The organism is Corallococcus sp. NCSPR001 (assembly GCF_017309135.1).
Taxonomy (GTDB): Bacteria; Myxococcota; Myxococcia; order Myxococcales; family Myxococcaceae; genus Corallococcus.
In genome coordinates this window covers 9,081,270-9,102,763 of sequence record NZ_JAFIMS010000002.1, presented here as the reverse complement: position 1 = coordinate 9,102,763, position 21,494 = coordinate 9,081,270, and the positions used below count along the sequence as shown (strand labels likewise).

Here is a 21,494-nt window from a genome sequence, read left to right as displayed (position 1 = left end):
GCAGCCAGGACGTTTGCCGGATGTCAGACCGAGTGGATAGCGTGCAGCTCATGCCGGACATCCGCCTGCCTGCCGAAGCGAAGTACAAGAACGAGCTGGACGCGCTCGCCGCGCATGACGACAAACCCCGCCCACCGGGTTGGGCGCTGTCGCCTCGCGCGGTGGAGACGTACATCCTGGGCAGCCCCAAGCCCGTGGGCGGCGTGGCCATCACGCCCAAGTACGTGGGTGACAAGGGGCTCATCCAGGTGTGCATCGCCACGCTCGCGTCGGACCGCGCGCTGATGCTCGTGGGCGAGCCGGGCACCGCGAAGAGCTGGCTGTCCGAGCACCTCTCCGCGGCCATCAGCGGCACGTCCGCGCTGGTCGTCCAGGGCACGGCGGGGACCAGCGAGGACCACATCAAGTACTCGTGGAACTACGCGCTGCTGCTCGCGCAGGGGCCCACGCCCGAAGCGCTGGTGCCGTCGCCCATCCTGCGCGCCATGCGTACGGGCAAGTTCGCCCGCTTCGAGGAGGTCACGCGCACGTCGCCGGAGATTCAGGACTCGCTCATCTCCATCCTGTCGGAGAAGCAGGTGTCGGTGCCGGAGCTGGGGGAGGTGACAAGCGCGCAGCGCGGCTTCAACCTCATCGCCACCGCGAACACGCGCGACCGCGGCGTCAACGAGATGAGCGCCGCGCTCAAGCGCCGCTTCAACTTCGTCACCGTGCCGGTGGTGGAGGACCTGGAGCAGGAGATCCAGATCGTCACCAAGCGCGAGGCGGAGCTGCGCTCGGACTACCAGGTGGGCGTGCCGCCGCCGGAGGAGCTGTCGCGCGTGCTGCTGACGCTCTTCCACGAGCTGCGCAAGGGCGTGACGAAGGACGGCAAGACGAAGGTGCGCACGCCGGGCGCGGTGCTGTCCACGGCGGAGGCCATCAGCGTGCTGTTCAACAGCTCCATCCTCGCGCAGCAGTTCGGCTCCGGGACGGTGACGTCGCAGGAGCTGGCGGCGTCGCTGGTGGGCGCGGTGGTGAAGGAGCAGGAGGACGACGTGAAGGCGCTGCGCGAGTACATGGAGACGGTGGCCAAGGGCCGCACGGGCCCGTGGAAGGAGCTGTACTCCGCGAGCAAGAAGCTCTTGAGGGGCTGATGGACCTGGCACTGCTCTCCCGGGTGCAGCACTTCCCGGTCCGTCACCACTCGCCGCGCACCACCGCGGTGCTCCTGAAGTGGTTGGAGCGCGTGAAGCCCTCCGTGGTCTTGGTAGAGGGCCCCTGCGACGCGACGGCGCTGGTGGACGTGCTGTGCGACGCGCAGACCCGGCCGCCCGTGGCCATCCTGGGCTACCGCACGGACGGCACCCCGTCCTCGTCGCTGTGGCCCTTCGCGGCGTACTCGCCGGAGTACCAGGCGCTGAAGTGGGCCCGGGCGAACGGCGCGCGGGCGGAGTTCATCGACATCCCGGTGGGTGTCAGCCTCGCGGTGGACCGCCACGAGCCCGGCCTGGGCGTGGAGTCAGAGGCCACGGAGGGCAGCGAGCCCGTTCCCGACGAGGCGGTGCCGCTCACGGAGGCGTTCGCGCGCTCGCAGGGGTTCCGCTCCTTCGAGGAGTTCTGGGAGGCGTCCTTCGAGGCGCCGGACTGGAGCCCGGAGCAGTTCCGGCCGGTGCTCACCGCCTGGGCGGACGTGGTCAACCAGGGGCCCCGGCCGGGCTACCACCGCCAGCGCGACGCCTTCATGGCGCGCAAGGTGCTGGAGGTGGTGGCAAGCGGCGTGGCGCCGGAGAAGGTGGCGGTGGTGGCGGGCGCGGCGCACACCGCGGCGTTCCTCGCGGGGGACGTGGATCCAAAGGAGGAGGCGAAGCTGCCCGAGGCAGGGCCGTGCGCGGTGACGGTGATTCCGTACAGCTTCCCGCGCCTGGCGGAGCAGATGGGGTACGGCGCGGGCAACCGGGCGCCGCATTTCTACCAGAAGGCCCACGAGGCGAACTGCGACTTCCGGCGGGCCACGCTGGAGGTGCTCCTGGACTTCGCCTCCCACCTGCGGATGCGCGGCTTCTCCGCGTCGCTGTCGGACGTGCTGGAGGCGTACCGGCTGGCGGTGACGCTGTCGGACCTGCGCGAGAAGAGCGCCCCGGGCCTGGATGAGCTGCGCGAGGCCACCGTGGCCACGCTGTGCCGTGGCGACGCGACGCACGTGGACAGCTTCCTGTGGAAGAGCGTCATCGGCCACGAAGTGGGGCAGGTGGCGAGCCGCATCGGGCAGAACTCGCTCCAGGCGGAGTTCTGGCGCGAGGTGGGCGAGCGGCGGTTGCCGCGCACGGACAGCCCGGAGACGTTCACCCTGCGGCTCAACAACCCGGTGGAGGTGGGTTCCTCCGTGTTCCTCCACCGGCTGCGCGTGGCGGGCATCCCGTACGCGTCGCTGTCCGGGACGGGCTCGTCGCGCAAGCAGGGCGCGGAAGCGGAGGCCGGCGGCTACGCGGCGCTCACCCGCGTGCGCGAGGCCTGGCAGGCGCAGTGGACGCCGTCCACGGACGTGGCGCTGGTGGAGAAGATTGTGTTGGGCGACTCGTTGGAGGGCGTGACGACGCGCGTGCTCCAGGAGCGGCTGACGCAGGCGAAGACGACGGCGGAGGCGGCGGACGTGCTGCTGGAGTCCGTCATCACCGGCTGCTCGCAGACGGTGGCGCAGGCGCTCAAGGCCTGTGACGCGCACGCGGCCACGGACGCGGACCTGCCTTCGCTGGCGAACGCGGCCCGGGCGCTGTCGGGGTTGATGGCCTATGGCACCTCACGCGCGCACTCGGACGTGGGCGACGAGGCGGTGGCGGCCCTGGGGGAGAAGACCTTTGGCCGGGCGCTCCTGCGCGTGCGCGAGGCCAGCGCCTGCGCTCCGGAAGGCGTGCCCCTGGTGCTGGACGCGCTGCGCACGCTGCACGAGGTGGCGCTGTCCCAGCCCCGCGCGGACAAGGAAGGGTGGCTGACGGAGGCTCGCGGGCTGATGGAGAGCCACGCGGTGCACCCGGCCACGTCGGGTCTGGCCACGGGCCTGCTGTATCTGGCGCGCGAGTTGCCGGAGGCGGAGGTGGCGCTGGAGGTGGGTCGGCGGCTGTCCGCGGCGGTGGAGCCCGCGGACGCGGCGGCGTACCTGGAGGGCTTCCTCCAGGTGAACGCGCTGGTGCTGGTGAAGAGCCGCGACGTGGTCAAGGCGCTGGATGACTTCCTCACCAGCGTGGAGCCGGAGCGCTTCCGGCAGACGCTGCCGGTGCTGCGCCGGGCGCTGGGCGCGCTGGGGGCCACCGAGCGCCGCTACCTGATGGAGAACGTGATGGGCGTGCGCCAATTGAAGGACAAGGGCCGCGCGGTGAAGGCGGTGCTGGAGGAGAAGGACAAGGCGACGCTGAAGGACCTGAGCGCGGACCTGGGCAAGGCGCTCGACGACCTGGATGACCTGCTATGAGCGTGGACCCCAAGGACCTGGACCCGAAGGACCGTGACGCGCTGTTGCGCTGGCGGCTGGCGCTGGGCCCGGAGGCGGAGAAGACGGGCTCCTGCCCCTCTCTGAGCGCGCTGGGCGCCAGCGCGGGCACGGTGGACCTGAAGGGCGACGACCTGGAGGGCCTGGATGACGCGCTCTCCTTCGTCTACGGCGAGCGCTCGGCGGGGCGCGGCGGTTCGAAGCCATACCTGCCCAAGTGGCTGGGCGCGCTGCGCGACTTCTTCCAGGACGACGTCATCGCGCTGGTGCAGAAGGACGCCATCGAGAAGAAGGGGCTCACCCAGCTGCTCTTCGAGCCGGAGACGCTGCCCTTCCTGGACAAGAACCTGGAGCTGGTGACGACGCTGGTGAGCGCGCGAGGGCTCATCCCGGAGCAGGCCAAGGACACCGCGCGCGCCATCATCCGGGAGGTGGTGGAGGACCTGCGCAAGAAGCTGGAGTCCCCGCTGCGCACGGCGGTGCTGGGGGCGCTGCGCAGGGACAGGACGAGCCCAATCCCCATCGCGCGCAACATCGACTGGCGCCGCACCATCCGCTCCAACCTGAAGGGCTGGGACGCGGAGCGAAAGCGCCTCATCCCGGAGCGCTTCTACTTCTGGCCCAACCAGCGCCGTCACCACGAGTGGGACGTGACGCTGGTGGTGGACCAGTCCGGCTCCATGGCGGAGAGCGTGGTGTACAGCTCCGTGATGGCGGCCATCTTCGCGTCGCTGGACGTGCTGCGCACGAGCCTGGTGCTGTTCGACACGGAGATCGTCGACATGACGCCCGTGCTGGCGGACCCGGTGGAGGTGCTCTTCTCCGCGCAGTTGGGCGGCGGCACGGACATCAACCGGGCGGTGGCGTACGCGCAGGAGCACTACGTGCGCCGGCCGGAGAAGACGCTCTTCATCCTCATCACCGACCTGTACGAGGGCGGCAACGCCGAGGAGCTGGTCGCCCGCCTGCGGCAGTTGGTGGACTCACGCTCCAAGGTGCTGTGCCTGCTGGCGCTGTCGGACAGCGGGCGGCCTTCGTATGACCACGCGATGGCGGAGCAGCTCACCGCGCTGGGGATTCCGTGCTTCGGGTGCACGCCGCGCAAGCTGGTGGACGTGGTGGAGCGGGTGATGCGCAACCAGGACCTGGCGCCGCTGCTCGCGTCCAACGACAAGAAGGGGGAGCGTCATGGCTGAGGTGCGGCCCGTCATCGGGATGGGCGGAATGACGGAGATCATCAGCGACAAGGCGGAGCTGGCCAAGGGCGCGGAGCTGTTCGACGGCAAGCAGCTCAGCAACCTGTCGCGCTACGAGAACCGGCTCTTCGCGGACGCGGCGGGCTCCGGTGCGACGCCGTACAAGGTGTCGCTGGTGTTCGGCGAGGCGCGCTCGGACGTGAAGGGGCGGTGCTCGTGCATGGCGGCGCGCTCGCGCCCCTTCTGCAAGCACGCGGCGGCGCTGCTGGTGGCGTGGGCCCGGGCCCCGCAGGCCTTCGTGACGGCGGAGGCGGCCCCGGCCGCGCCCGCGGGCTCCGGCGGCGCGAAGAAGAGCGTGAAGAAGGGCAAGGCGGAGACCGGCGACCTGATGAAGGCGGGCGTGGCGCAGGTGTCCACGCTGGTGCGCGAGCTGGGCCTGTCGGGCGTGGCGTCGCTGGGCGCGGAGCGGCCGGAGCAGGTGCGCGCGCTGGGCGAGGCGCTGAGGGCCAATGGCCTCCGGCGGCTGTCCGCGCGAGCGGTGGAGCTGGCGGGCCTCCTGGACGCGGCGGCGGCCCGCACGGGCACCTTCGAGGCGCCCGTGTACACGGACCTGGTGGCGGACATGCTGCTCACCGCGCGCAAGGTGGAGAAGCACCTGGGCGGCGAGGCGCTGGAGCCCCGCCATGTCGAGGAGCTCATCGGCAAGACGTGGACGAAGAAGGACCGCGCGCCCGTCGAGGGGCTCCGGCTGGTGGAGTACGCGTTCTCCTCCAAGGTGACGCCGGACCGGTTCATGGTCCGCGCGAGCCGCTTCGTGGAGCTGGGGTCGGGCGGGCACTACAGCGAAAAGCAGATCCTCCCCGCGAACCTCAAGACGGTGGCGCCGAAGAACAGCCACGCGGGCGCCGTGCTCCAGGGCGCGCACGGCGGGCAGTACCCGGGCTTCGCGCCGCACCGGCTGGACCTGGAGTCGTGGAAGGACGCGCCGTCGGTGGACAGGCCAGCGCTGGAGCGGCTGGTGGAGGTGGCGCTGCCGGACGTGGGCGCGGTGATGGTGGCCTTCCAGGAGCACCGCAAGGACGTGTTCGCGCCGGACCTGCTGCCGGTGTCCGTGCGGGTGGAGACGCTGCTCGCCAGCGGGGCCCGCTCGCAGTTCGTGGACGGTACGGGGCGAGGCCTCTTCCTCCCCGTGGACCCGTCGCTGGAGGAGCCGCTGTCCACCGCGCTGGAGGACGCGAAGCTCGTGGCGGTGCTGGGGGACGTGGGGTTGGAGGCGGCGCTCCCCACGCTGTTCCCCTCGGCCGTGGTGGTGCGGTCGCCGGAGGGGCTGGACCTGCGCACGCTGAGCCGCGCGGAGGACGCGCCCGTTTCGCCCCGCCGTCGCGCCCGCGTGCGGGCGCCCGCGGTGCCGAACGCGCTGCCCCGCAGCGGCTGGGCGGACGCGGCCCGGGCGGCGGGCGCGTCGCGGGCGGCCATCGCGCTGGCGGAGGTGCGCGACGAGCTGGCGGATGCGTTCGCCAGCGGCCTGTCGGCGGTGAGCCCCCGCACGGTGGAACCGCTGGTGTCCCGGCTGAAGGAGCTGGGGCTGGAGAAGCCGGGCGCGCTCCTGGAGGCGCTGGCGCAGCGGGCGGACCCGGCGGAGCGGCTGGACGACTTCATCAAGGTGTACCAGGTGCTGGGCATCGCGCTGGTGCGGCTGTCGGGCGCGGTGCAGGTGGACCTGTCCCAACTGGAGTCCGTGCCCACGCACCCGAGCATCCGCGTGCAGAAGCCGGAGGAGGCGCTGACCCCGGGCGAGGCCATGGTGCGCCGGGCGCGCGGGGAGCTGACGCGCTACGAGGCGGCGGCGCACGCGGCGCGCTACTACGCGAGCCTGGGCGCGGACGTCCTGGCCCGGGAGTTCTACCCGACGTGGAGCGACGGCGCGGCGAGCGCCTTCGTGGCGCGGACGGTGGCGGCGCTGGGCGAGAGCGCCCTGGGCGCCGTGCGCAGCGCGCTGGGCGAGCACCACAGCCGCATGGTGCGCCGCACCGCCATCCGCGTGCTGGGCGCGCTGGGCGGCGTGCAGGCGCGGCGCGAATTGGACGCCGTGACGCGCCGGGGCCATGACATGGGCCTGCGCCTGTTCGCGAAGGAGACGCTGGAGGACGTGCAGGCCCGCGAGACGGGCGAGGCGGCGGTGCTGGAGCTCTCCAAGCGCCGCAAGGAGAAGGCGGTGCCGCTGATGCAGGCGGCGCTGTCCGAGACGACGAAGGACTCGCGCGGGGCGGCCGTGGCCATGCTGGCGGACCTGGGCACGGTGGCCATGCCCGTGCTGCGCCAGGTGCTGCACGCAGACCCGGCGCGCGAGGTGCGGCGCGAGGCGGCGGAGGCGCTGGCCCGGATGGGGGACGCGGAGGTGCTCGACCGGTTCGTCCTCATGGTGCAGGGTCGAGGCCACGACGACGTGGAGGCCAAGCACGCCGTGTACGCGCTGGGCATGCTGGGCGACGTGCGTGGCGCGGAGGCCCTGCTGCTGGCGTTCGTGGACGGGTGGAAGCCCGGCGTCGTCGCGGAGGCCATGCGCTCGCTGGGGCTGGCCCTGCTCCAGCCCGCGCTGGACCTGGCCGAGCGGCGCCCGGAGGAGCTGGAGCGCAAGGCGTTCCGGGGCCTCTTCGAGAACTTCCTGCCCACCGACCTGGCCCGGGCGCTGGAGGCCCGGCTCAAGGCGTCCCTCGAGCACCCGGACCTGCTGGCCCGCGCGGCGGTGTACCTGAAGGTCGCGGCCTCCAGTCCGGCGGTGGGCAAGCACATCGCCCAGCGCCTCATGGAGATCCCCTCCGTGGCCCATGACAAGGCCCTGGCCAAGGCGGCGAAGAAACTCCTGTGACGCCCCCACCGCGCCGCGACGACTCGCTGGAGGAGTTCGAGCTGCCGTTCCTCGAGCGGCTGTCGCTCCAGGTGCAGGGCATCGTCATCGCGGTCGTGCTGCGCGTCACCGACCTGCTGCTGCTGCTGCCGCGCCCCTGGCTCCTGAAGCCGTACCTGGGGTTGTGGTGGCAGCGCGTCCTGCGGACGCCCTTCCGCTGGCGGCGCACCTTCGAGATGGCCCGGGCGCTCCAGGCCTCGGGCCAGACCTTCCGCGAGCTGATGTACGGGGAGACGCCGCTGGTGACGGCGCTGTGGTTCCTCAAGCGGGCGGGCGTGGGGCGCGGCAGCCGGGTGGTGGACCTGGGCGCGGGGCGCGGACGCGTGCTGCTCGCCGCGCGCTGGTGGGGCGCCGGGGCGCATGGCGTGGAGCTCATCGCGGACCACGTGGCGCGCGTGGCGCCGTGGCTCCAGCCCGCGGGCATCACGCTCAGCGTGGGCGACATGACCCGCGAACCCCTGGGAGACGCGACCCACATCTTCTGCAACTGGGTGGCGTTCAGCCCGGAGACCAAGGCCCGGCTCGTCACCCACCTGCGCACCTGCGCGCCCGGCACGCGCATCATCACGGTCACCCGTCCCATCCAGGCGGAGGGCTTCACCGGTCAAGCCTGCCATTGGATGCTCTTCACCTGGGGCTTCGAAAAAGTCTGGCTTCAGGAGTACCGTCCAGGCCCCATTGAAAGCCTGACGGCAGTCCGAGGTGATGGAGATGACGCAGCGGAGGCAGGACCCGCCTGAAGTGACGCGTGAGCAGCTTTTCCAGGCGGCCGCGGACCTCATCCTGAAGCAGGGGATCCAGGCCGTCACGCTCGACGCCATCGCCGCGCGAGCAGGCGTGTTGAAGGAGGACCTCCTCCAGCATTTCCAGACCAAGCCCATCCTGCTCGATGCGCTGTTCGAGGACGCGACCCAGCGCTTCGCCGGGGCCGTCGCCGCCGAGATGGCGAAGGACCCGGACGCCAACGGCCGGGGAACCCGCGCGTATCTCCGGGTGACGGTCGCCGCTCCCGCGGATGACGAGGAGGTCCACGTCATGCGCTCGCTCATCGGGCTCATGCTCTTCGACCCGGAGGTCCGGGAGCTCTGGAGCTCCATCTGGGACGATGCGCGGGAGGAGCAGCTCAGCCTCCAGGAGCGCGAGTCGCCGGAGCTCACGCTCTGCCGTCTGGCGATCGACGGGTTGTGGATGTCGGACATGCTGGAGCACCGCGCCGTCTCCAGCCAGATGCGCGCGGCGGTCATCCGGCGAATCGAGGAGATGACCCGCAAGTAGTCCGCGGAGCTCCGTGACGACGGCTCACGGATTCTGGAAGAGCGATGGCGCCGGGACGGCCTCCAGGGACCCGGTGCCATTGCCCAGCGACCCGTGGAGGTTGTCGCCCCAGCCCCAGACGCTCCCATCCGCGCGAAGGGCCAGCGCATGGAGTCCGCCCGCGCTGAGGGAGACGACGTCCGACAGGATGGAGACCTGGACGGGCGTGGACCGCGAGGTGCGGGTGCCGTCCCCCAACTGGCCGGAGCTGTTGTTGCCCCAGGCCCAGACGGTGCCGTCGGCCTTGAGGGCCAAGGAGTAATCCCGGCCCGTGGCGATGGCGGTGACCTCCGTGAGGCCGAGGACCTGGACGGGGACCCGTGGCGTGGTGGTGGTGCCGTCCCCGAGCTGACCGGAGCCGTTGTTGCCCCAGGCCCAGACGGTGCCATCGGAGCGGAGCGCGAGCGAGTGCTGGGAGGCCGCCACGGCGATGATGTCCGAGAGGGAGGACACCCGCACGGGCGCCGTGGAGCCCACGAGCGTGCCATCCCCGAGCTGCCCGGCGTAGTTGGCGCCCCAGGCCCAGACGGTGCCATCGGCGCGGAGCGCCAGGGAGTGGACCCGTCCCGCCGCGCTGGCCGTGACGCCGGTGAGTCCCTGGACCTGCACGGGGGCCGAGCGCGTGGCGGTCGAGCCGTCTCCCAGTTGTCCATAGGCGTTGTTGCCCCAGGCCCAGAGCGTTCCCTCGTTCTGAAGCGCCAGCGAGTGCACGTCGCTGACCGCGACGGACACGACGTCCGCGAGGTTCGAGACCGGGCCGGGAACAGGGTCCACGGAGCCGTCCGTCCGGCGGCCCAACTGGGAGGCGAAGTTGGCTCCCCAGCTCCACACGGTCCCGTCCCTCGCGAGCCCCAGCGCGTGCTGGGCGCTTGTCGCCAGCGAAGTCAGGGACGCGAAGGCGGGGGCCTGGAGGGGAAGGAGGCTGGGGCGCGTGGCGCCGTTGCCCAGTTGCCCCATCGCGTTGTCGCCCCAGCCCCAGAGCGCGCCGTCCGGCTTCAGGGCGAGCGAGTAGCCGGTGCCCGCGCTCAGCCATGAGGGGTTCGTGAAGCGGGCGCGGATGGGGGTGACGAACTGGATGGGAACGCCGTTGCCCAGCTCGCCCGCGCTGTTGTTGCCCCAGGTCCACACGGTGCCGTCGCTTCGTCGCGCCAGCGAATGGGTGAGGCCACCCCCCACCGCCACGCCGTTCGTGAAGCCTTGCAGCGGAGCGAAGACTGGCCGCCCCGTCGTCGTGCCGTCGCCCAGCTGACCGGAGTCGTTGTTCCCCGCCGTCCACACGGTGCCGTCCGCGCGGAGCACCAGGGAGTGCATGTCACCCGTCGCCACGGCCGCGACACGGGAGAGGTCCCGGATGCGCACGGGCGTCCGCCGTGAATCCATGGAGCCATCGCCCAGTTGGCCGTAACTGTTGTCACCCCAGGCCCAGACATGGCCGTCGGCGTCGAGCGCCAGCGTGTGGCTGGAGAACGTGTCCACGGCCACGATGCCGCCCAGGGCCGAGAGCCTCACGGGGGAGCGCCGGTGCGTGGTGGTGCCATCGCCCAGGATGCCGCCGTAGTTGGCGCCCCACGCCCAGACGGAGCCGTCCTCGGTGACCGCGAAGGCGTGGAACAGTCCCGCCGTCAGGGCCACGACGCCGGTGAGGCCAGGGACAGGAGCTGGCGTGAGCCGCGATGTGGCGGTGCCATCCCCGAGCTGGCCCTGGACGTTCTGTCCCCACGCCCACACGGTGCCATCGCGAAGGAGCGCCAGTGCGAAGTCATTGCCCGCGCTCAATGCGGAGACCCCCGTGAGTCCCTGCGCCTGGACCGGGAGGGCGCGGTCGGTGGTCGTGCCGTCGCCCAGTTGTCCGGCGAAGTTCCGGCCCCAGGCCCACACGGTCCCGTCGGCCTTGAGCGCCTGTGACCAGGAGGCGTTCGCGGCCACGGCCACGACGTCCGTGAGGCCCACGACGCGAACAGGCGTTGCGCGCGTGTCTCCGCGAGTGCCGTCACCCAGTTGCCCGGAGTCGTTGTCCCCCCAGGCCCACACCGTCCCATCCGACGCGATGGCCAGCGAGTGGCTGTTGCCCACGGCGGTGCGAACCGGATCCGTGGGCTGGAGGAGCCGCGACGATGCGCGCGTCGACGATGCCTCCTGTGTCGTGTCCGCGCAGCCCGTGGCACTGATGATCAATCCCAGACACAGCGCCGCCACGGTCCTGCTGGGGTTCACGCATGCCTCCTGAGCAAGAGCCGGGTGTGAAGCGAGGGCCTGTGAGGAGGTGGTGCCGGTGCGTCAGCGCGTCAAGTGTTTGAGGGTGAGGTAGACGAACTCCGCGCCGGGCTGGAGGGACGCCGCCGGGACGCGCTCGTTGGGGGCGTGCGCGGTGCGCGCATCGTCAGGTGTCAGCGCGAAGAGGTCGATGCCATAGGCGTGGATGCCCGCGCGGCGCAGCGTGGCGGACTCGGTGGTGCCGGTGGACATGCGCGGAATCACCGGCGCCTTCGGCCACACCTTCGCCGTGGCGGCCCTCACCGCGCGGAACATGGCGTTGTCCCCCACGGGGGACATGGGCGAGTCCGGCGGCGACACGTCCATCTCCACCTGGATGTCCTGGTCATTCACCGCCGCGACGATGTGCTCGCGCACGGCCTTCGGGTCCGCGTCCGGCAGCAGGCGGCAGTTCACGGTGGCCTCGGCGGTGGCGGGGATGACGTTGGACTTCGTGCCCGCCTTGAACACCGTGGGCACGCAGGTGGTGCGCAGCACGGCGCCCAGCGCCGGGTCCAGCCGGGCCACGGTCGTCACGGCGTCCTCGGGCGGCGCGTCCGGTGAGGCGGCGATGCGGCGCAGTGCCTGTCCCAACTCGCCGGGAGCCGCCTGGGCGCGGCCCTGCACGTGGAGCCGGGCGGCGGGCGTCAGGTGCGCGGGGAAGGTGAGGGCGCCCACGCGCGCCACCGCCGCGGCCACCCGCACCAGGGGCCCCGCGTCCACGGGCGGCGCGGAGGAGTGGCCTCCGGGGCCGGTGGCCTTGAGCGTCACGTTGCGGGACACGCGCTCCGCGGCCTGGAGCGCCACGAAGCGCACCTCCTTGCGGTCCGGCGACAGCTCCGTGAGGCCGCCCTCGTTGAGCGCGAACTCCGCCTCCTTGAGCTCCGGACGGTGCTCCATCATCCAGTCCAGTCCCTGTCCGGAGCCCACCTCTTCGTCCGCGCCCAGGTACAGCAGGATGTCGCGCGAGCGAGCCCCGCCCTCCTGCTTCAGCCGGCGCAGCGCGAGGATGCTCGCCGCCGCCATGCCCTTGTTGTCCTGCACCCCACGCCCATAGATCAGGCCGTCCTTCTCCGTGAGCGTCCACGGGTCGGTGGCCCACTCGGTCTTCACCGCGGGCACCGTGTCCAGGTGCGCGAGCACGAGCACCGGCCGGCCCTCGCCGCTACCCTTCAAGCGCACCAGCAGGTTGCCTCGACCGGGCGAGGGCTCGATGAGCTCCGCTTCGATGCCGGCCTCGCGCAGCCACTTCGCCGCCACCCGGGCCGCGGCCGTCTCGTTGCCGGGCGGGTTGGAGGTGTCCGCGGCGACGAGCTCCGCGAGCAGCGTCCGCAGCTCATCCTTGGGAGCGGGACGGGATGACGCGGCGTGGCTTGGACCCAGCGCGAACAAGGCGATGACGAGGGGCAGGAGACGCATGGTGGAGAGGCTCGCCCCTTCTGGCCCGGGAAGGCAACGGAAGCGGTGTTTGCGAGGAGTGCCGTGTTAAGGGAAGGGCCCTGGAGGGATTCCGCCATGGCCTCGCCGTTGAGCTTTCGCACCGTGGAACTGCCGCTGCGTCACGCCTGGACCATTGCCCGGGGCACGAGCACGGTGAAGCGCAACGTGTTCGTGGAGGTGCGCTCGGAGGGACACGTGGGGTACGGCGAGGCCGCGCCCAACGTGCGCTACGGCGAGTCATGGGAGACGGTGGAGGCGGCACTCCACAAGTTGGCCCCGGTGCTGGAGGGCCGCGACCTGCGCCACTTCCGCGACGTGTCCGAGGCCGTGGACGCGGCGCTGCCGGACAACCCCGCGGCGAAGGCGGCGGTGGACCTGGCGCTGCATGACTGGGCGGGCAAGGTGATGGGCGTGCCGCTGTACCGGATGCTGGGCGTGGACCCCACGCGGCAGCCGGTGACGTCCATGTCCATTGGCATCGACGTGCCGGAGACGCTGGCCGTGAAGGTGCGCGAGGCGGCGGACTTCCCGGTGCTGAAGGTGAAGCTGGGCGCGGACCGCGTGCAGGAGGTGTTCGGCACGGTGCGCTCGCTCACGGGGCAGACCATCCGCGTGGACGCGAACGAGGCGTGGAAGCCGGACGAGGCGCTGGCGCACATCCAGTGGCTGTCCACGCAGGGCGTGGAGCTGGTGGAGCAGCCGCTGCCCGCGGCGGACGTGGAGGGCGCGAAGTGGCTGCGCGCGCGCTCGCCGCTGCCGCTGGTGGCGGACGAGTCGCTGACGAAGGCGTCGGACGTGCCGAAGCTGGCGGAGGGCTTCCACGGCATCAACGTGAAGCTCCAGAAGAGCGGCGGCATCCGTGAGGCGTTGCGCATCATCGAGACGGCGCGCGCGTGCGGCCTGAAGGTGATGCTGGGCTGCATGGTGGAGACGGGGCTGGGCATCGCGGCGGGCGCGCACCTGGCGCCGCTGGTGGACTGGGTGGACCTGGATGGAAACCTGCTGCTCGCGCAAGACCCATACCGCGCGCATCCGGTGGCGCAGGGCCGCATCCGGCTGGGAGCAGGCGCGGGCCTGGGCGTGGAGCCCCGGTGACGCCACCGCTCATCCAGGACCCCATGGGGGTGCTCGCCGTGCTGCTCGCGGTGCTGGCGGGGTTGTATGCGTTGCAGCGCTACCCGGCGGTGGCGCGGTTCTTCAACGTCGTGCCGCTGCTGGTGTTCGCGTACTTCGTGCCGACGCTGCTGTCGAACACGGGCGTCATCCCCACGCAGTCGGAGCTGTACCGCTTCACGCGCGTGTACCTGCTGCCCGCGAGCCTGGTGTTGCTGGTGCTGTCGGTGGACCTGCCGGCCATCGCCCGGCTGGGGCGCAGCGCGGTGGGCGTGTTCCTGGCGGGCTCGGTGGGCATCATGGTGGGCGGGCCGCTCGCGTATCTGGCGTTGGGGTGGCTGGTGCCGGCGGAGCTGGGGGACCAGGCGTGGAAGGGACTGGCGGCGCTCAGCGGGTCGTGGATTGGCGGCAGCGCGAACTTCGTGGCCATTGGCCAGAGCGTGGGCGCGCTGGACAGCACGTTGAGCATGATGGTGGTGGTGGACGTGGGCGTGTCCAACGTGTGGACGGCGGTGCTGCTGTCCTTCGCCGGAAGGGAGAAGGCGATGGACGCGAGCATCGGCGCGGACCGGACCGCGCTGGACCACGTGCGAGAGGAGTCCGCGCGCATCCAGGCGGCGACCGCCCGGCCCGCGAGCCTGTCTGACCTGCTGTCGATGCTGGCGGTGGCGTTCGGCGTGACAGTGGTGTGCACGGCGCTGGCGAAGCTGCTGCCGGACCTGGGCAACGTGGTGACGGGCTTCACGTGGGTGGTGCTGCTGGTGACGACGGTGGGTGTGGTGCTGTCGTTCACGCCGGTGCGCAGGTTGGAGGGCGCGGGGGCGAGCCGGATGGGCTCGCTGTTCCTGTACCTGTTGGTGGCGACGATTGGCGCGCAGGCGGAGTTCCGGCGGCTGTGGGACGCGCCCGCGCTGGTGGCGGTGGGCGCGCTGTGGATGTGCATCCACGCGGCGGTGACGATGGGCGCCCGGCGGTGGCTGAAGGCGCCGGTGTTCTTCGCGGCGGTGGGGTCGCAGGCGAACGTGGGCGGCACGGCCTCCGCGTCCGTGGTGGCGGCGGCCTTCCATCCCGCGCTCGCGCCGGTGGGCGTGCTGCTCGCGGTGCTGGGGTACGTGCTGGGGACCTACTGCGGGCTGGTGACGGCGCTGATGTTGGAGCAGGTGCACCGGATGATTCACTGAAGGGAGTCGCGAATGCGGACGGTGCTGCTCTGGGCGGGGCTGTGGGTGATGAGCGGTTGCGCGACGAAGCCGGAGGCGGTCCCGCCTCGTGAGTCCCTGAAGGCGGTGGTGGAGTCGCTGGCGGGCGAGGCCACGCGCCTGTCACCCGGGACGGACCTGTCGCTCGCGGTGATGGACCTGCGCACGGGGGAGACGGCGAGCGTCTCCGGCCTGGAGCCGCACATCTCCGCCAGCTCCGCGAAGGTGTTCTGGGTGGCGGCGGCGTTGGGACAGCGGGACCTGACGACCGTGGCGCCGCTCGCGGAGAAGGTGTTCCGCACGTCGGACAACGAGGCGTCCGGCGAAGTGATTGACCTGGTGGGAGGCCCGGATGCCATCAATGTCTATCTTCGCGGCCTGGGGCTGGAGCACACGGCGCTGACGAAGTGGAACTACGGACGGGAGCGCTGGGCGACGAACTCGCCGCGCGTGATGGGGAGGGACAACTACTTCTGCGCGGATGACACGGTGTCGTTCCTGGCGCGGTTGGACCGGCGGGAGTTGTTGGAGCCGGAGCCCACGGCGCGGCTGTTGAAGTGGATGGAGTCGACGCCACGGGAGGGCTGCGGTGGCTGGCTGGGAACGCGCCTGCCCGCGAGCGCCCGCGCGTCGCTCCAGCACAAGGGCGGGTGGCTGCCGCCGGGATGCTGTGGGGATGACGCGCGCTACAACGTGCTCAACGAGGTGGGGCTGGTGACGCTGCCGGACGGAGGCCGGTACGCGGTGGCCATCCTGGCGTCCCGAGGACCGGACTGGCCGAAGCAGGCGTTCTTCGTGGAGCGCGCGTCATGTGTCCTGTACCGGCACCTGGCGAAGGACATGTCGCTGGACTGCGGAGAAGCCCTGGCCCGGGAAGGCGGCCCGGCGCCCGTGGTGCTGGAGCCCGGGGCGCCCGCGCCGAACTACGACTGCGAATGAAGTGCGCCAGGCGTTGCTCGAAGCCAGGGCGCGGGGAGTTCCAAGCCGGCGGGCATGAAGCCTGTCTACCTGGATGAGAAGTTGAGAGCCCCGCAGGGCCTCCCCGCCGGAGGCGGACGGCGAAAACCTGTCCGACAGTCGGACAGGTTCAGGCAACGAAGACCTGTCGGACAGTCGGACCGGTGGGGGCCCGGGCGGAAACCTGTCGGACAGTCGGACAGGTTTTGATCGTGCCGGCCGGGGGGGCGGCCTCGATGCTCGCAAGCCCGGCGCGCCCGCGTCGTGACCTTGCCGTGTCGGTGAACTCATGAAGAACCTGCCCCGGTGTACCGAAGCGGAACTCGGCCGTTCACCTGACCTCTCAGTCCCTACCTGGATACTGGCCAGTACGGGACACAGCGCCGCGCTTGGCATGGAGCGTGGAAGCAGGACTGATGACTCTGGGGCTCGCGGGGACCCGCCGCGAATCCGGGCCGTTAATGCTGTCCGACGTGAATCACGGGGAGGTGTGGCCATGATGGACCCTCAGGCGTGGCGCAGGTTCGCGGAGCGGCTCGGGGTGGCGCATTCGATCATCCAGGCTCCGATGGCGGGTGGCCTGACGCCGCCGGAGTTGGTCGCGGCGGTATCGGAGGCAGGAGGGCTGGGCTCGCTGGGCGCGGCGTACGTTCAGCCTGAGGACATCGTCCAGCAGGCCCGCGCGGTGCGCTCGCTCACGTCGCGGCCCTACGCCATCAACCTCTTCGCGCCACAGCCCGCCGTGGCTCCCGAGGATCCGGGGCCCACGCTCGCCGTTCTCGAGCGCTTCCATGCGGCGCTGGGACTGCCTCCTCCCGTGATTCCGGCGGCCGCGATGCCGGACTTCGCGAAGCAGGTGGAAGCCGTGCTCGACGCGGCGCCCACGGTGTTCAGCTTCACCTTCGGCATTCCGCCCGCGCCGGTGCTGGAGGCGTTCAGGTCGCGCGGCATCCTCATCGTGGGCACGGCGACGAACGTGCGCGAGGCCCAGGCGCTGGAGGCCGCGGGCGTGGATGCGATGGTCGCGCAGGGCTCGGAGGCGGGAGGCCACCGGGGCTCCTTCGGCGGTTCGTTCGATGCGGGCATGGTGGGCACGATGGCGCTCGTGCCGCAGATGGTGGACGCTGTGCGGGTGCCGGTCATCGCCAGCGGCGGCATCATGGACGGACGCGGCATCGCGGCGGCCCGGATGCTGGGCGCGGCGGCCGTGCAACTGGGCACGGCGTTCCTGCGGTGCCAGGAGTCCAGCGCCGCGGCGGCCCACAAGGCGCTGTTGCGCGAGGCCCGGGATGAGTCGTCACGCATCACCCGAGCCTTCTCCGGGCGTCCGGCCCGCGCGATTCCCAACGAGCTGACGACCACGCTGGAGAATGCCGGAGCCATCCTGCCCTTCCCGCAGCAGCACGGAGCCACGCGCACGCTGAGGGCCGCGTCGTCGAAGCAGAACGACACACGCTTCATGGCCCTGTGGGCGGGGCAGGGCATTGGCCTGTCGCGAGAGGGCCCCGCGGCGGACCTGGTGCGCGCCCTGGTGGCGGAGACCGACGCCGCGCTGGCCGCCGTGCGCGGCTGACTCAGGACGTCGACGGAGGGCCCATGCTCCGGCCCGCGATGCGCTGGCGCAGCGCCACGAAGTACATGCTGCAGAACGTGGCCACGAGGACCGCGGCTTCATCCCAGTAGTCCAGCGGGTCCTCGTTCTCGTCCAGCAGCGACAGGCTGAGCAGGCACAGCACCACGTGCACGGCGAACACGGGCAGCGACGCCTGTCCCAGCGCCTCCAGCACCTTGGGGCGCAACCACCGGAACAAGCGGGGCGCGAGCCAGCTCGCCAGCAGCGCCACGGCCAGGAAGTTCACGAGCCGCAGCGGCGCGAGCGACCACTTGTCGAACAGCACCCCCGCGGCGCCCAGGTCCACGTCCAGGTGGCGCACGACGAAGAACCCCAGGCTGACGACGATGGCGCCCGTGAGGAGCCGGCGGGACACGGGCTCGCGCTGCTCGGGCGCGGTGGCTCGGGCCACGCCCATCCACACCCCGAGCACCCAGAGGAACTGCCACGCGAACAGGTCGAACGCGCCCGACAGGTCGATGCTCAACGGCGGCCACGGCAGCACGGGGATGGCGACGAGCAGGTCGTAGATGGCGCGCTTGAGGCCCACCTGCGCCCAGACCCAGATGAGAGCGCTCAGCCCCAGCACCCGCGACCAGCCCTCCTTGCGCGCACCGAGCAGCACGGCGGGGGTGAGCAACAACAGCACGACATAGAGCGGAAGGATGTCGAGCAGCGGGGGACAGTAGAGGAGGAACAGGCTGCTCCACAGGGCGGTGAACGGATCCTGATGGAAGAAGCCGAGCAGGTTGTGGATGGCGGGCCTGCGCGCGGCCACGCCCAGCGCGGCGATGATGGTGAACGCGAAGAAGAGCAGGGCGACGTGGTAGCCGTACACCTTGAGGGCGCGGCTCCAGAGGCTCTTGAACATCGCGGACGTGCCCGCCTTCTTCGCGTGCACCACGCCCACGAGGAACGCGGAGAGGAACACGAAGCCCTCGGCGGCGGACACGAAGCCAAAGGGCTGATTGCCAAGGACACTCAGCCGGGTGGGCAGGTGCGTCAGCGTCATCAAGACGAGCAGCACTCCGCGCAGGCTGTCGAACTCAGGGCGGCGTTTCATGGCGGGTAGACTCCCTTCACCCATGCCACAGCCCCACGTCCCGGGTAAACCGCACCGGCCGCTCGGATCCAGTGTCACTGTCCGGATGGCGCACATGGCCGTCATCGCGTGGCTGCTGCTCGTGGGCACGGGCTGCGCGGCGTCCCGGAACGTGCGGCTCGATACGGGACGGGGACCCACCCGTGTCCACACTCCGCGACGGGATGTCCGGCCCGTGGCGCTGGTCGAAGATGCCTTCATGGCCACGGTCGCGAAGCTCGCGCGCACCGCGCCTGTTTCCGCGCACCCCACGGAGGCCACCCGCTGGCTGCTGTCACGCCCCTACGCCCACGTGCGTGGACACCTGGGGCTTGTCTCCGTGCGGGAGCCCGGGCGCGGAAACCTCCGGCTCAGCGATTCACCGGAGGCGGAGCTGGCGGCGGCGTATGGCCGGTGGTGCCAGCGCAAGGCGCTCACCGGGGACTGTCTCCACCTGCTGGAGCGCGGGCCCACGCTGGATGAGGACGGCAAGCGGACCCTGGCCTTCTCCATCGCGTTGGACTCGGTGTGGGAGGAGGCGGAGTACGCGCTGCGCGGCATGACGGATCGCGAGGCGGTGCTCTCGATGATCGTCACGACCGGCGCCTTGTATCTGGGCCTCTGGCTGTTGCCGGAGCCGGTGTCCAAGGGCGTCGCGGCGACGATGACGGCGGTGCTCATCGCCTACCTGGGCATCGACACGGTGTGGAGCCTCATCCAGGGATGGATGCGGCTTTCGGAAGCGGTGGCGGAGGCCACGACCTTCGATGCGCTTCGTGACGCGGGCGAGCAGTACGGCGAGGTGATGGGCCAGAACGCCGCGCGGGCCTTCGTCATGCTGGCCACGGCGGCGCTGGGCAGTACGGCGGAGACACTGGCCGCGAAGGTGCCCACGCTGCCCGGTTCGGCGCAGGCGTCACTCGTGGCCGCGGCGGAGGGCGGCTTCCGGCTGGGCGCGGTCGCGCAGGTGGAGTCCGTGGCCGTGTCCACGACGGGTGACATCCTCCTCTCCCTGGCGCCGGGCGCGGTGGCGACCGGCGGGCCCGTGGAGGTGCCGGGACCGAAGCACCACATCGCGTCCGACAAGTTCAGCACGTCCACCGCGAACGGAGGCCCGTGGACGCCGCGCTATCAACAACTCTTCGACAAGGCTGGCATGTCCCTGAACGATCCGGAGAACCAGGTTCACGTTCCGGGGCACAAGGGACCGCATCCGCAGGCGTACCACGAGGAGGTTTTTGAACGGTTGAGGCTCGCGACCAGCACCTGCCGGACGATTCAGCAGTGCCGGGTCGACCTGACGCAGGCGCTGCGAATCCTCGCGAAGGAGCTCGTGACGGAGAACACCTGGCTCAACAAGCTGGTCACCCGGAGTGGGGGATGAGGCAGGATGCCCGCGTGACGCCCCGGTACTTCAAGCTCACGGACGACGTGACATTTCCCGGCCGATGGGAGCTTGGAGCGCCCGTGGACGCCCAGGGCCAGGACCACGGCTCGTGGCTGTTCATGCAGGGCACACCCGCGCGAGTGGAGAGCTCGCTGCGCGTTCCGTCCTACGTGCAGGGAAGGGCGCTCGACTTCTCGCTCGCGGATGCGGGCGCTGTCCCTGTCGTCTCCCAACCGGTCGCGGAGGTGCTGGCCCGACTGGCTCCGGGGGACGTGGAGCTGTTCCCTGTCACGGTGGAGGACTCCCCGGATCCGCACTTCCTCGTCAACGTCGTGCGTGTCGTGAAGTGCATCGACGACGCCGCTTCAGGCGAGGTGCGCTACTGGACGCCGGAGGATGGACGGCCCGAGCGGGTCGGTACCTATCAGGCGGTTCATCGGCTGCGCATCGACCCGGCCAGGACCGGGGACGCGAAGGTCTTCCGCACCTGGGGCTGGCTCATCGCGCTCATCGTCTCCGAGGACATCAAGCTCGCGCTCGAAGCCATGGGCGCCACGGGTGCGCGGTTTCAGGACGTGTCCCCGGTCCGCTGATTTCCGCCCCTGCGTGCGTCACGGCGGCTGTTCGCCAGGCTGCTTGTTTCCGGGGGCCCGGTTGCAATCAGGGTGGACCCGGCTACATTCAGCACTTCACCGCAGCCGCAACCCCCGGGTCCCTCGTCAGATGACGGTTTCGCTCACAGCCTGCCTGCAGCGTGCTCCGCGCCGGATTTCCGTGCGCCGGACGCTGCCCGCGCACGGCCGAGCCACCGCCTGGCTTGTCACCCACGCCGCCCGTCTCGCGTAGCTCACGACGGACGGCGTCCGCTCCACCCCCACTGAACCTTCGCGTCACGCACGCCCACCTTTCCGGGAGTGCGTGCCGTTCCCCTTCCCACAGGAGGCAATCGCCATGACCCACGACCATTCCCTCATCGTCACCGACACCGACCTCCAGCGCCTGGAGCGCGTCGTCGAGCAGTACGGCAACGCCCGCAACGCCGAGCTCGTGGAGCAGCTGGAGTCCGAGCTCGCCCGCGCCGTCGTCACGTCCTCCACTTCCATTCCCCGCGACGTCGTCACCATGAACAGCACCGTCGTCTATGAAGACGAAGAGGCCGGCGAGACGCGCGAGGTCACCCTCGTCTATCCCAAGGACGCCAACAGCGACGCCGGCCGCATCTCCATCCTCGCCCCCGTGGGCAGCGCCCTCCTGGGCCTGTCCGTGGGCCAGACCGTGGAGTGGCCCCTCCCCCATGGCCGCACCCGCCGCCTGCGCATCCTCGCCGTGCCCTACCAGCCGGAGGCCGCGGGCCACTTCCACCTGTAGGCCCCGCGTCCTCCCATGACGCGTCAGCCCTGTGTCCGCGTCCGGCGCTGACGCGTCATGCCCGCCCCGGGAATGCCGGCCCCCGCCGCATCCCCGCGCGATTGTTCGACGTCGTCTTCCTGACACCTCCTGGCCCCAGGCGTGCAATCGCCTGCGTACCCCTCGCCTGGCGAAGGGACGCGGGCATCTCTCACGCCCGT

At 71.2% G+C, this 21,494-nt stretch carries 16 protein-coding genes; 13 read left to right on the top strand and 3 right to left on the bottom strand.

Annotated features, from left to right (window positions below; genetic code table 11):
- Positions 1-20 precede the first annotated feature (20 nt).
- Genes JYJ93_RS38575 through JYJ93_RS38550 form a run of 6 tightly spaced genes read left to right on the top strand, consistent with a single transcriptional unit; the run spans position 21 to position 8,845 of the window.
- A complete protein-coding gene (locus JYJ93_RS38575; protein ID WP_242544093.1) occupies positions 21-1,136 on the top strand; it encodes an AAA family ATPase in 1,116 nt (371 codons plus the stop codon).
- The gene (locus JYJ93_RS38570) at positions 1,136-3,448 is read left to right on the top strand and encodes a DUF5682 family protein (protein ID WP_206799768.1); all 2,313 of its coding nucleotides are present in this window, start codon (positions 1,136-1,138) and stop codon (positions 3,446-3,448) included. The genes JYJ93_RS38575 and JYJ93_RS38570 overlap by 1 nt, the downstream gene beginning before the upstream one ends.
- Positions 3,445-4,662, top strand: a complete 1,218-nt coding sequence (locus JYJ93_RS38565; protein ID WP_206799767.1) for a VWA domain-containing protein — start codon at positions 3,445-3,447, stop codon at positions 4,660-4,662. Before JYJ93_RS38570 ends, JYJ93_RS38565 begins: the two co-directional genes overlap by 4 nt.
- Positions 4,655-7,531 (top strand): HEAT repeat domain-containing protein, encoded by a 2,877-nt coding sequence (locus JYJ93_RS40735; RefSeq protein WP_206799766.1) that lies wholly within the window; start codon positions 4,655-4,657, stop codon positions 7,529-7,531. The genes JYJ93_RS38565 and JYJ93_RS40735 overlap by 8 nt, the downstream gene beginning before the upstream one ends.
- Positions 7,528-8,310 carry a class I SAM-dependent methyltransferase gene (locus JYJ93_RS38555; RefSeq protein ID WP_269012969.1) on the top strand — a complete coding sequence of 261 codons (783 nt, stop codon included), beginning with the start codon at positions 7,528-7,530 and terminating at the stop codon, positions 8,308-8,310. The genes JYJ93_RS40735 and JYJ93_RS38555 overlap by 4 nt, the downstream gene beginning before the upstream one ends.
- Positions 8,282-8,845: a TetR/AcrR family transcriptional regulator gene (locus JYJ93_RS38550; RefSeq protein WP_242544092.1), complete on the top strand. Its 564-nt coding sequence runs from the start codon at positions 8,282-8,284 to the stop codon at positions 8,843-8,845. The genes JYJ93_RS38555 and JYJ93_RS38550 overlap by 29 nt, the downstream gene beginning before the upstream one ends.
- Before the next feature lie 24 nt (positions 8,846-8,869).
- Here JYJ93_RS38550 and JYJ93_RS38545 read toward each other — a convergent pair whose 3' ends face one another.
- Both JYJ93_RS38545 and JYJ93_RS38540 read right to left on the bottom strand, forming a co-directional pair.
- Positions 8,870-11,098 (bottom strand): RCC1 repeat-containing protein, encoded by a 2,229-nt coding sequence (locus JYJ93_RS38545; protein ID WP_269012970.1) that lies wholly within the window; start codon positions 11,096-11,098, stop codon positions 8,870-8,872.
- A gap of 63 nt (positions 11,099-11,161) precedes the next feature.
- Positions 11,162-12,556: a M20/M25/M40 family metallo-hydrolase gene (locus tag JYJ93_RS38540; RefSeq protein ID WP_206799762.1), complete on the bottom strand. Its 1,395-nt coding sequence runs from the start codon at positions 12,554-12,556 to the stop codon at positions 11,162-11,164.
- Positions 12,557-12,652: 96 nt separating this feature from the next.
- On the opposite strand from JYJ93_RS38540, the gene JYJ93_RS38535 reads away from it, so the two are divergent.
- The 4 genes from JYJ93_RS38535 to JYJ93_RS38520 all read left to right on the top strand — a co-directional run bounded on the left by JYJ93_RS38535 (position 12,653) and on the right by JYJ93_RS38520 (position 17,419).
- On the top strand, positions 12,653-13,672 hold the full coding sequence (locus JYJ93_RS38535; protein ID WP_206799761.1) for a dipeptide epimerase: 1,020 nt from the start codon (positions 12,653-12,655) through the stop codon (positions 13,670-13,672).
- The gene (locus tag JYJ93_RS38530) at positions 13,669-14,871 is read left to right on the top strand and encodes a DUF819 family protein (RefSeq protein WP_269012971.1); all 1,203 of its coding nucleotides are present in this window, start codon (positions 13,669-13,671) and stop codon (positions 14,869-14,871) included. The genes JYJ93_RS38535 and JYJ93_RS38530 overlap by 4 nt, the downstream gene beginning before the upstream one ends.
- 12 nt (positions 14,872-14,883) lie before the next feature.
- Positions 14,884-15,828, top strand: a complete 945-nt coding sequence (locus JYJ93_RS38525; protein WP_206799760.1) for a serine hydrolase — start codon at positions 14,884-14,886, stop codon at positions 15,826-15,828.
- Between the two features lie 514 nt (positions 15,829-16,342).
- A complete protein-coding gene (locus JYJ93_RS38520; RefSeq protein ID WP_206799759.1) occupies positions 16,343-17,419 on the top strand; it encodes a nitronate monooxygenase in 1,077 nt (358 codons plus the stop codon).
- A gap of 1 nt (position 17,420) precedes the next feature.
- On the opposite strand, the gene opgC is transcribed toward JYJ93_RS38520, so the two are convergent.
- Positions 17,421-18,521 (bottom strand): OpgC domain-containing protein, encoded by a 1,101-nt coding sequence (gene opgC, locus JYJ93_RS38515; RefSeq protein ID WP_206799758.1) that lies wholly within the window; start codon positions 18,519-18,521, stop codon positions 17,421-17,423.
- A gap of 94 nt (positions 18,522-18,615) precedes the next feature.
- On the opposite strand from opgC, the gene JYJ93_RS38510 reads away from it, so the two are divergent.
- The 3 genes from JYJ93_RS38510 (at position 18,616) to rnk (ending at position 21,294) form a co-directional block, all read left to right on the top strand.
- Positions 18,616-19,923 carry an AHH domain-containing protein gene (locus JYJ93_RS38510; protein WP_206799757.1) on the top strand — a complete coding sequence of 436 codons (1,308 nt, stop codon included), beginning with the start codon at positions 18,616-18,618 and terminating at the stop codon, positions 19,921-19,923.
- Positions 19,920-20,519 carry a DUF1629 domain-containing protein gene (locus tag JYJ93_RS38505; RefSeq protein WP_242544091.1) on the top strand — a complete coding sequence of 200 codons (600 nt, stop codon included), beginning with the start codon at positions 19,920-19,922 and terminating at the stop codon, positions 20,517-20,519. Before JYJ93_RS38510 ends, JYJ93_RS38505 begins: the two co-directional genes overlap by 4 nt.
- A gap of 358 nt (positions 20,520-20,877) precedes the next feature.
- Positions 20,878-21,294, top strand: coding sequence for a nucleoside diphosphate kinase regulator (gene rnk / locus JYJ93_RS38500; RefSeq protein ID WP_206799756.1), 417 nt, complete (start codon positions 20,878-20,880; stop codon positions 21,292-21,294).
- Positions 21,295-21,494: the final 200 nt, after the last annotated feature.

Bases quoted from the DNA above. Each gene is read 5' to 3' on its own strand.
- JYJ93_RS38575 (WP_242544093.1), top strand. From the start codon at position 21: ATGTCAGACCGAGTGGATAGCGTGCAGCTCATGCCGGACATCCGCCTG.
- JYJ93_RS38570 (WP_206799768.1), top strand. From the start codon at position 1,136: ATGGACCTGGCACTGCTCTCCCGGGTGCAGCACTTCCCGGTCCGTCAC.
- JYJ93_RS38565 (WP_206799767.1), top strand. From the start codon at position 3,445: ATGAGCGTGGACCCCAAGGACCTGGACCCGAAGGACCGTGACGCGCTG.
- JYJ93_RS40735 (WP_206799766.1), top strand. From the start codon at position 4,655: ATGGCTGAGGTGCGGCCCGTCATCGGGATGGGCGGAATGACGGAGATC.
- JYJ93_RS38550 (WP_242544092.1), top strand. From the start codon at position 8,282: ATGACGCAGCGGAGGCAGGACCCGCCTGAAGTGACGCGTGAGCAGCTT.
- JYJ93_RS38540 (WP_206799762.1), bottom strand. From the start codon at position 12,556: ATGCGTCTCCTGCCCCTCGTCATCGCCTTGTTCGCGCTGGGTCCAAGC.
- JYJ93_RS38535 (WP_206799761.1), top strand. From the start codon at position 12,653: ATGGCCTCGCCGTTGAGCTTTCGCACCGTGGAACTGCCGCTGCGTCAC.
- JYJ93_RS38525 (WP_206799760.1), top strand. From the start codon at position 14,884: ATGCGGACGGTGCTGCTCTGGGCGGGGCTGTGGGTGATGAGCGGTTGC.
- JYJ93_RS38520 (WP_206799759.1), top strand. From the start codon at position 16,343: ATGATGGACCCTCAGGCGTGGCGCAGGTTCGCGGAGCGGCTCGGGGTG.
- opgC (WP_206799758.1), bottom strand. From the start codon at position 18,521: ATGAAACGCCGCCCTGAGTTCGACAGCCTGCGCGGAGTGCTGCTCGTC.
- JYJ93_RS38510 (WP_206799757.1), top strand. From the start codon at position 18,616: ATGGCCGTCATCGCGTGGCTGCTGCTCGTGGGCACGGGCTGCGCGGCG.
- JYJ93_RS38505 (WP_242544091.1), top strand. From the start codon at position 19,920: ATGAGGCAGGATGCCCGCGTGACGCCCCGGTACTTCAAGCTCACGGAC.
- rnk (WP_206799756.1), top strand. From the start codon at position 20,878: ATGACCCACGACCATTCCCTCATCGTCACCGACACCGACCTCCAGCGC.